The sequence below is a fragment of the Clostridium tepidiprofundi DSM 19306 genome, from assembly GCF_001594005.1.
GTDB lineage: Bacteria > Bacillota > Clostridia > Clostridiales > Clostridiaceae > Clostridium_AC > Clostridium_AC tepidiprofundi.
In genome coordinates this window covers 1-10,087 of sequence record NZ_LTBA01000056.1, presented here as the reverse complement: position 1 = coordinate 10,087, position 10,087 = coordinate 1, and the positions used below count along the sequence as shown (strand labels likewise).

12 protein-coding genes are annotated in these 10,087 nt (G+C 29.9%); 1 reads left to right on the top strand and 11 read right to left on the bottom strand.

Annotated elements, in window-relative coordinates; all coding sequences use genetic code 11:
* Positions 1-127: transposase family protein (locus tag CLTEP_RS15620; RefSeq protein ID WP_161938379.1), on the bottom strand; the 127-nt coding region annotated here is incomplete at its 3' end.
* A 191-nt stretch (positions 128-318) separates the two neighbouring features.
* Between CLTEP_RS15620 and CLTEP_RS12380 the strand changes: the two genes are divergently transcribed.
* Positions 319-837, top strand: coding sequence for a transposase (locus CLTEP_RS12380; RefSeq protein ID WP_066827162.1), 519 nt, complete (start codon positions 319-321; stop codon positions 835-837).
* Positions 838-977: 140 nt separating this feature from the next.
* Here CLTEP_RS12380 and CLTEP_RS12375 read toward each other — a convergent pair whose 3' ends face one another.
* From CLTEP_RS12375 to CLTEP_RS14925, 10 genes are all read right to left on the bottom strand, one after another.
* Entirely contained in the window at positions 978-1,334 is a 357-nt protein-coding gene (locus tag CLTEP_RS12375; protein ID WP_066827160.1) for a hypothetical protein, read from the bottom strand.
* Positions 1,335-1,525: 191 nt separating this feature from the next.
* Positions 1,526-2,689: a C39 family peptidase gene (locus CLTEP_RS12370; RefSeq protein WP_066827158.1), complete on the bottom strand. Its 1,164-nt coding sequence runs from the start codon at positions 2,687-2,689 to the stop codon at positions 1,526-1,528.
* Between the two features lie 624 nt (positions 2,690-3,313).
* The gene (locus CLTEP_RS15345) at positions 3,314-3,886 is read right to left on the bottom strand and encodes a recombinase zinc beta ribbon domain-containing protein (RefSeq protein WP_242863938.1); all 573 of its coding nucleotides are present in this window, start codon (positions 3,884-3,886) and stop codon (positions 3,314-3,316) included.
* Positions 3,887-3,903: 17 nt separating this feature from the next.
* Entirely contained in the window at positions 3,904-4,563 is a 660-nt protein-coding gene (locus CLTEP_RS15340; RefSeq protein WP_242863937.1) for a recombinase family protein, read from the bottom strand.
* Positions 4,564-4,832: 269 nt separating this feature from the next.
* On the bottom strand, positions 4,833-5,567 hold the full coding sequence (locus CLTEP_RS12360) for a site-2 protease family protein (protein ID WP_066827153.1): 735 nt from the start codon (positions 5,565-5,567) through the stop codon (positions 4,833-4,835).
* Positions 5,568-5,946: 379 nt separating this feature from the next.
* Complete coding sequence (locus tag CLTEP_RS15655; RefSeq protein ID WP_066827152.1) at positions 5,947-6,156, bottom strand: hypothetical protein; 210 nt, start codon at positions 6,154-6,156, stop codon at positions 5,947-5,949.
* Positions 6,157-6,791: 635 nt separating this feature from the next.
* Positions 6,792-7,175, bottom strand: coding sequence for a DUF5412 family protein (locus CLTEP_RS12350; protein ID WP_066827151.1), 384 nt, complete (start codon positions 7,173-7,175; stop codon positions 6,792-6,794).
* Between the two features lie 168 nt (positions 7,176-7,343).
* On the bottom strand, positions 7,344-8,249 hold the full coding sequence (locus tag CLTEP_RS12345) for a polymorphic toxin type 44 domain-containing protein (protein WP_084364946.1): 906 nt from the start codon (positions 8,247-8,249) through the stop codon (positions 7,344-7,346).
* Between the two features lie 470 nt (positions 8,250-8,719).
* Positions 8,720-9,292, bottom strand: a complete 573-nt coding sequence (gene lepB / locus CLTEP_RS12340) for a signal peptidase I (protein WP_066827150.1) — start codon at positions 9,290-9,292, stop codon at positions 8,720-8,722.
* 130 nt (positions 9,293-9,422) lie between these two features.
* Positions 9,423-10,087: hypothetical protein (locus CLTEP_RS14925; RefSeq protein WP_161938378.1), on the bottom strand; the 665-nt coding region annotated here is incomplete at its 5' end.

The following is a 10,087-nucleotide window of genomic DNA, read 5'->3' as shown; positions in this document are numbered from 1 at the left end:
CATCTAATGCTACAATATCTTTGTCTATAAACTCACGTATACCATTGACCCAATCTATAAATGCCTTGTGGAACTCCTTAGGGTTTATATTTGAAAATACTCTTCCAAATGTATCATGTGAGGGTATTCCGTTAGGCTTTTGTCAGATATGCTTTCAATATCATCATAATATTTATTTGATTGTTTGTCATCAAGATATGATTATTTTTACGTGTTTTTATTTCATTGATATGAATTACTCTTACATAATATCTCTAAAACCCTTCACTGTAAAGGGTTTTAGAGTAACATTTCGTATGCGATTGCCCTGAATGTAAAGTGAATCAAAAGATCAGAGGATATGCTCAAATACTAAAAAAAGATCAATTTCACCTTGTTACAGTGAATGGTCATTCTTATTATATTTTTAGATATCAAGGCAAAATCAATGGTTTTAAGACTGTAACCATACTAATAAGTTATCCTAAAAATGCTTTTCATAATAACAAAACACTGAAAGCATTTATAACAACAGATATCAGTTTATGTGATGAGGAAATTTTTCAAAGGTATAATTGTCGATGGACAATAGAAACTTTTTTTCGTCAAAATAAAATGGAGTTAAATCTTGATAAATATCAAATAAGAAGTTCTAGGGCAATAAAAAGATACTTAATCATAACTCAGTTAGCATATTTATATTGTATTTCTGGTATCTGTGATAATTATACCTCCTTTAGTAAAGGATTAAAAATTGCTAGAAATAATTCTAAAAAAACCTTGATTTCTTGGATCTGTGATAAATCACAAGAAGGTTTTACTAAACAAGAAATATGTAGCCTATTAAAAGTTGCATAGAAAAGTATAATTATATACTGTAAAAATCTGCTAGCATTTTTGCACATTTATAGTTTGAAATTATTTTTTACATTTATTGGGAGGTGTTTTTCAACAGTCTCGGTGTGTCCCGTTTGTTTCAAATAGATACATGCTATTTTCTATTTGCTCTTTGGTAAAGCTATATAATATTCATTTTCATACTGTATAACAATTATTTCCTCTGATTTTTTACCCTTTAAAGTAAATATATTAGATCCTTCTTTAAAAATATTAGCAATTCCATGAGATTTTGGTGTTTCGGTTCCATCAATTACCTTTGTTATTTCCCCTATTTTCTTATCAATTTGTTCTTCCTTTATAGACTCATAATTTTTATCCTGCACATAATATATTGTATCTTTCCAAAAAATCATTGGAGGAAGGTCATATTTAGTAAATTTAGATTTATTACTGTAGCCAACCATTAAAATTAAAGTAATAAGAAAGAAAATCAATGTTTTTTTATTCAGCCACATTATTTTATCACCTCTACATTAGTAATTATATTAATTGCCCTATACTTACGAAATAGCAAAATAAAATCAAACTTTATTTATCTTATTAACTATCCTAATAAATATTGATATAAGCTTATTAGAAAATTACAATTAAAGTTATATAACTTTAATTGTAATTTTTTTAATAGATTCTATATATGCATATATAATTAAAATCCTCTTACAGTTTTATACCATTTGTATATTCTACTACCTGTAATATAAGTTACTTGACTTCCATTATCACACCCAGTTATTTCTACGTAGTAGTCATACCATGGATTTATAACAGAGTATATTTTTTCACCATAATTAATATAATTTTCATAGCCACGTAAAACTAAAGCATGATATGACTTTGTTCCATCAGATTTTGTTCTTTGCATTTGCATATATATTGGACGGTCATTTGATATATCAGAAGCTACTGCAGTATACGACATTGGAGATGTTTCAGTAGCTGTAAGTCCATGATTCGAAGCTACTTCAATAACTTCGCTATTTGTTATTCCTTCTTCTACCGCTGATCCATGAACCTCTATGGTAACATCTTCTGCTGTTAAAGATTCTCCATTTTTATAATTAATTATCGCTGCTGTGCAAGCAGCTCCACACCAAGGCTGGTCTCCTTGTAAAACTGGTTGTACAGGAAGAAACTCAGATATTACATGAGAGGTAGAAGCAATATTAACATCGCTAGTTGATAAACTAGTTCCATCTACTTCTAATATGTCCTTACTATTACCTATAAATTGATTTTTTTGCTTTTTATACAATATCTCGTTTCCAACATCTTTAACATTTTTTTTACTATTTAATGCTTCTTCTAAAAGAATTGCATTATCATTGTTTATAGCAAACATATGATCATATGCATCCACTATTATAAATGGATTTTTCTTTGTTTTTTTGCTTTTAATCTTCTGAAATCTATCAGCAAAAGATTTGCTTAAAGTTGCAACATAATTTTTACTTTCTGTATCGTAAGTAACAGCTAAAAAACCTCTGATATTAGTATTATATAATATTGGTATATAAAATATATCTGTACTTTCGATAATATTATTTTTATAACGATAAATGTTAAAAGCTTTTCCTAATTTAAATTTTTCTACTTCATTTTTTTGGAAACCATAAAGTTCTGGGTTCTTAATTATTGGTTTCATTAGTTTTTTAAAAATATCGTGTGTATAACTTTCCATTTCATGAGAAATTTCTTTAGTATTAACATATAAAATATTATCATCAGTTTTTACAATTTCACCAAAAGCAACACTAATAAAAACATTCATAACTACTATGACTATAAACAACAATGAAGTTATTTTTCTCATACTTAAATTCATCCTTTCTTAGTAAAATTCTTTATTATTATTTTAAATTTTATTCTATTCTTTCCATCTCGCTTACGTTAAGCTGTTATAATGAACCAAAGGTGTCTTTCTTATGGCTTCAGCAATAATTTTTTGTTTGGTGGTTTAATACTATTCATTTCATGTTCCCCCCCTTACCAGATGATCTAAGCTTTGTTGTAGATGGAAATCTCATTTACATCCTTGCTCAGCATTATTTTGCACAACATAGAATTCATTTTGATATTACCTTTTGTTGGGTATTGTCAAAAATTTAATTATAATCTTCAACTTAACCCATTGATTTTACTTTGAATTTGTATCAAAACTTCACCATTCCTTCAAAATAGGGGTATTTTTTAAAAATCAATCTATCTCTTTGCAATACCCTCTTTTCAAAATATTTTTTGTGATAGTTCTATCAAATCTATAGACAAGCTTGTCTACAAATATAATTCTACTCCCCCCGTTACAAATTTGTCAATAATTTCATTGTAAATATTTTCCGACATGAAGTGGCAAAAATTTATTTAATGTTCTATAATATTACAAAAGGGCCAGTTTGAGTAACGTACTACATCACTCCAACTGGCTCTTCTTATTTCTCTATTCAATCCCAACCTCAATCTCCGTCCCATCTAGCAACCCCACTATTATCTTTTTTCCATCAAACACTACCATCTTCTCAACAATACTAAAGAATAAGTCCATATCAAATTTTTCTATTGGCTTTGCATTTTTTAGAATTTCTATAAACTGCTTTGACTTATACCTTACTAAAGCATTATCACTCTTAAGCCCTTCCTTCCATTTTTCCATGAAATAAGCCTTGTTTTCAAGTATTGCATTAAATGTATTTACAAAAGCCTGATATAAAACCTTATCATCTATATGCTTATTCTCACAGCCCTTTTTTCCTTTCACCTTATATTTATTATTGCATCTCCAAATCACTCTTCGTAATCTTTCATCTGTTGAATTCCAAACTTTTCTGCCAAAAACACTGCCACAGTATCCACAAATAACTCTTCCTGCAAAAGGATTTTTAACCGTAGCATAGTAAATCTTTTTAATTCCATATTTTTTTGCAAAAGCTTTTCTTCTCTCCAGTTCAAGCTGTACTGCTTGCCACATATCTTTATCTATTATCGCGGGATGACTTTCTTCAACATAATACATTGGAACTTCTCCTGTGTTTACTTTACTGCTCTTTTCTTTGTAAGGAAATCAACTGTATAAGTTTTTTGAAGTAGTGCATCTCCTTTATATTTTTCATTTTTTAAAATCCCTAGAATAGTGGTATCATGCCACTTTGCTCCGATAATTGTAGGGATACCTTCTACATTAAGTTCCTTTGCAATAGTAAAACTACCTTTCCCGCTTAGGTACTCTTTAAAAATCCTTCTTACAATTTTTGCTTCATACTCATTAATTATTAGTTCTCCATATTCATCTTTATCATAACCTAGAAATCTTGTGGTGTTTATCATGAGTTCACCTTTTTCAAATCTCTTTCTTACTCTCCATTTTAGATTATCGCTTACGTTTTTACTTTCTTCCTGTGCAAATGAAGAAAGGACGGTAAGCATTAACTCACCATCCCCTGATAATGTATTTATATTTTCTTTTTCAAACCTTACTTCCACACCTAATTCTTTTAGCTCTCTTACTATTTTCAGCATAACTAATGTATTTCTTGCAAATCTCGATATAGACTTTGTAATAATTAAATCTACTTTCCCTTCTCTACAAAGGGTAAGCATTTTTTGAAATTCGGGTCTATTATCTGTTGTTCCAGTAATTCCTCTATCAGCAAAGACACCTACAAATTCATACTCAGGACAGGGCAATCGCATCAATATAATACCTATTTATAAATTAATTGAAGCTACAAAGATTGTTCGTTCCACTTCCAATCTTTGTAAGGGGTCAGGTACCTTACAAAAACTGGACTGCAGTTTTTGTTGCTAAAGCAAATTAAACACTCAATGTATGGAAGGTCAAAAATAAACTCACTTAAAAATAAAGCTATATTTCAAAGCTTATTCAACAATATAAAATAAACTATTTATCGGAAGAACCATTTTAGACTTGTAATTTATAAGTGCAAAAGTTGAGTTAATAATTATTTAAATCTCGTAATACTTTTAATTAATTCATGGCAGTTAATTATACTATGAAAGTATAATGCACTAAAAATTAATAACAATAATAATATACTATATATACTTATAAATTTTATTTTATCATTTCTTTTCAATTTAAAATAAGATTTATTTTTATATTTCTTAGTGAAATCATAGGTTTGATATATACTTATTGGAAAAATAATACATAACATAACCTTTCCTTTTAAACTTTTTGCTAATATAAACAAATATAATAAAAATGGCAATCCTAAATAACATATGATAGGAGATATTGTTTCTGCTATATAACCTCCATCAAGAGGTTTTACAGGAATTAAGTTTATTAGATTTAACATTATTGAAATAAAGCTTAACACAAAAAATGTAGTCTCCCCTGTAAACCAATAAATTACATAGTAAATAAATCCAAGTAGCCCTCCAAGCAAGGGGCCTCCTATTGCAATAATCGCATTTTCTTTGCAATTTTCAATATTTTCATGAAGTATATATGCTCCAAAAGGAGTGAATCCTCCAAAAACAACTTTTCGGTTTAAAAATCTTGCTGCAAAGTAATGTCCTAATTCATGTACAATAAGAATTAAAATATATCCTACTGCATAATAAAAATTAATAGCACCACCTAATACTACTATTGTTAAAAGAATTATTAAAACATTAAACATTATCTTTTGAATGCTTGTTTTCTTCGTTAAATTCATATTATCTTTCATATTATTAACTTCCTTTTCTAAATATTAATTCATGAATTATACAACGTTCTTAACACAAGAGAAACACTAACACGTGAACTCTCCATCCATTTGCTCACACTGAAGTGGGGGCTTCTTGGTGTATCCAAGAACTTTTCCTACTTCTACGACCTCGTAACCTACTATCTCCACAGGCTATCTCCGTAAGACCTACGGTTCTTATTTTTTTATGCTATATCTGCTAATCCTTGTTTTAGAATATTTTTGCTTGCATTTATATCTCTATCATGAAAAGCTACAAAGATTGCTCGTTCCACTTCCAATCTTTGCAAGGAATCAGGCACCTTACAAAACCTTACAAAAACTAGACTACAGTTTTTGTTGCTAGTCTATCGGCTCTCTATTTTTTTAATATTTCTATAAACTGCTTTGACTTATACCTTACTAAAACATTATCACTCTTAAGCCCTTCCTTCCATTTTTCCATGAAATAAGCCTTGTTTTCAAGTACTGAATTAAAAGTATTTAGCGCTCTTTTTTTTGTAAGAAAATCAACTGTATAAGTCTTTTGAAGTAATGCATCTCCTTTATATTTTTCATTACTAAGCATTTTCCTTGTGCTGCTTTCATACCATTTAGCTTTACCATTCCAATTTTTCGCAAAATTTCAATTCTGCGAAAATCCCTTACCCCCCTCAAACAAAACTCCCCCAAACCATAGTCTGAGGGAACATAAAACACACATCCATATTTAGTTAAAAACCTTCAAACCCTTTGATATCAAGCTATTTCCTCTCTATCTTCACGACGCACTCAACATGTGTTTTGATAAAATAGTGATAGTATTTCGCAGAAATAAGGGGTTTACCCCTTTTTACCCCCATTCATTTGAAAATTTGTAAAACCTGCTCCTCTTATTCCTTTTCATGCATATATTATAATAATAGCCAATATAATCCATAACGCAATTCTCAAAGACAAAATAGACATAGTTTTGCTCACTAAGATTAAAAATATTTTCTTATCTATTGATATTCAATCCTTCATAATATCTCATCATTTCATAATTAGCCTTTATCAAACGAAATAGATATCATCGTTGCAAAAAGTATAATGTACATAACAGTTGCAATTTTCTCACCTACATGATATAAAATTATCAACGTAACTAAAAATGGACTAAAATTCACTACTATCACAAAATTTTAAATTTATTTAACCTTAAAGTTGTTTATCTCTAACACTTTACTTATATTTATCATCTGAATCAACTCTTCTATTATAAGTATCAGTATTTATATTCATTTTTCTTCCATTTATTAGAATATACTTATTATCTAACCATTCTATATGACAATTATCACCTTCGTCCCAACTCCAATATATAGTTTTAGTTTTATATTTTTTAGTATTTACTATATCAACTTTAAGACATAATTCTGCTGTTTCAACTATATAAATTTTCGCAATATATTGTCTATTAGGAGAATAAACTTCATTTATTAGCTTGCCTTTAGGCAACAAACTCATATCATAAAAAGTAAAATAATAAAATAAAACAATTATTAATAATATAATTGCTAATAATCCGACAAATTTTTTAACTATTTTCAACAATCTCAAAGACATTTCTATCATCTCCAAAGTTTTACAACTCAATCAGCATATAATACTTCAAACACACCATTATTGACATTGGAATAAACTATCTCTATTCCCTGCAATCCAATTAATTTTCGGATGAATATCATTTATGATATTCATCCGATGCATCCCTTTATTTATAAAAATTTATTTCTATAATCCATTATTATACATATCAATCCCTCGTTGTATAGCATATTGATCTTTAGGATCATCAAAATAGCTATTAAACCATTCTTTTTTAGCTGTTCCACTAAGAACCTGAACTAATCCAGCAGCTGATTTCAAAGTAACCTGGCTAAAACCTACTGATCTTCCTGTATATCCATAATGAATATTACCTATATCCTCACCATATACATAATCTACTTTACCACCTATTATTATTTTGTATTCTGTATTCCATCCTAATTCTCTTTTGTAATCCCAATCTCCACCTTCTCTAACTTTACCAACCCAATAACCAACCGTTACTAGCCATGGATTTACATTAGGATTTATAATTCTAGTAGCTTCAGCGGCATCATAAACATCTTGAAGTTCTTTTGCATTTTTATGACAAGTATATGTTATATTAAAATACGGAGGTTCATCTGGCAATGACATAATACCAACATCTTTAGTACTGTAATTATTCATATATTCCTTTAAGGTATTATTTCTCCTATTATATACGTAATTCTCTACATCATCAATAACTTGAGCTGATAAATTTTTATCAAAATAAATTATTCCTAACTTTACACCTTTATTAATTTCGTCAATCATAGTAATATATTTCTTTATCAAGTATGGTGATATGTTAATTTTATATATTTGTTTACTTATAGTAACAGTTCCATCCTGATTTTTTATAACATATCTAGAAATATTGTTTGATATATAATTATGCAATTCCTCTAAGTTCTTCAAATTCTCTGCTTTTAATATTTTAGAACCATCTTCATTTATAAGACTTTGCATTTCATTATGCAAATTTGAATACGCATATACATTCACAGTACCTAAAAATATTATTAATATTAAAACTAAACTCATAATTTTATTAAATTTTTTCATATATCAAAAACTCCTTACTTTTTTCCTTTTTTCTTTTAAATTAATATTCAAAATCTCAATTGGTTTAAAGATAAAAATTTTCGTTATCTTAGTCAAATTCATTAAGCTATAACTCTACCAACTACATAAACAAGCTTGTCTACAATTATTATTTTACCTCCCTGTTACGAATTTGTCAATATTTTCATTGTAAATATTTTCCGGCACGAAGTGTCAAAAGTTACATCTTGCAATATTACATATATAAAAGAGTCAATCAAAGTAACTGCTGTGTTACTTTAACTGGCTCTATTTAAATTTCTCTATTCAATTACAACTGTAGCAACAAAAATTGTCCGTTTCATTCAAATCTTTATAAGAAATCAGTTGTCTTACAAAAACTGTACCCCAATTTTCGTTACTAATCAACCAAAGAAAAAATCCAAAAAAAAAAAAAACAAGAAGTCCAATTGTTTTCACAACTAAACTTCTTAATGACTTCTATCTATAATTGCAGTAAGTGTACCTCTCCTGCTACGTGGAAATAATATAGCACTTGCCTTACTTAAAATGTCCTTCTCACCGATAAACGGGTTCTTCCAATAACGTGAATCAAACGAATTTGTTCGGTTGTCGCCTAGGAAGAAGTAATGCCCTTTGGGAACGGTATAAGTACCGTAGTGAAGTCCTGAATAAACTTCACCTTGTTTTAACTGGTTCTTTACGTACGGTTCGTCTAGCTTTTTGTCGTTCACATAAACAGAACCGTCTTCATTTATGGTTACTTTGTCCTGTGGCAACCCTATAAGTCTTTTGACCATCTTTTCGTCCCGTTCGTGAGAGTAAAAGACTACAATATCCCCTCTCTTAAGATACGATGGTTTATGAACAACTAGCGTGAAAATCCTATCGTTAGGTTGTATTGTGGGATACATTGAAGTTGTCGGGACTATGATGTTGAAGAAGATAAATTTAGTAACGATTAGGTAGAACGCTAAAGCAAAAGCTATGCCTTGTAAAAACGGTACGGTGTCCTTCAAGAACAATACTAGTTTACGTTGCATGTATAGACCTCTCTTTCCTGTTATTTTTTTCTCTCGGTTCAGCTAAATATAGTTAGGTATCTGGTTGGGGTATATAGAGTATAAAGGAAGGTATCTCTAGTATAGAGAAAGAACCCATGAAGGGTTCTCTTTAGTGGGATGGTTCAAGGTTAAATCCGGGGTAGTCTCCCCCATAGCCAAACGTAGTATCTGATGAAAAACCACCAAGTTCCACTCTGCGTCTGTCCAACTCTTCTTGACTAACTCTTCCCCCTGTGTTACAAGTACTCTCTGGTAATTGCTTTTCTTTATGCCCTGAGTTATGAGCAGATTGCTTACGCTTTTTGGCTTGAGCTTGTTTACGTGCCTTTTCTTCGGCTTGTCTGCGGGCTAGCTCTTTTTCTTGGGCTATTATGTCGAGGTAGTTATTAGGAACGCTATCGAGTTCTGCGACGGTGATGTGAAACTCATCCGCCCAATACTGCTTGAGGTCTGCTATTTGCTTATCAGAAAAATGTTCTTCTTTAGCTTCATTAATTTTAGAGTCTACTAGCTTTCTTACTTCCCATAATTCAAATCCATGTTCAACAGTATTGCTCTTAACCTTCTTATGAATATCAACCTTTGCAGTGGATTGAGAAGTCTGCTCTATTTGTTCTGGTGTTGGGATTTCGGAAGGGTTGATTGAGTCACAAGCGTCTACCCAGTTATCTCCGTAGTGAATACCTGTGTTGGGTTCTGTATGGTTACCGATTAAACTTACCTTGTCGTTAGGTTGCATTTTTCCAAATTCTTTTGTTGTTTTATACTTGCCTT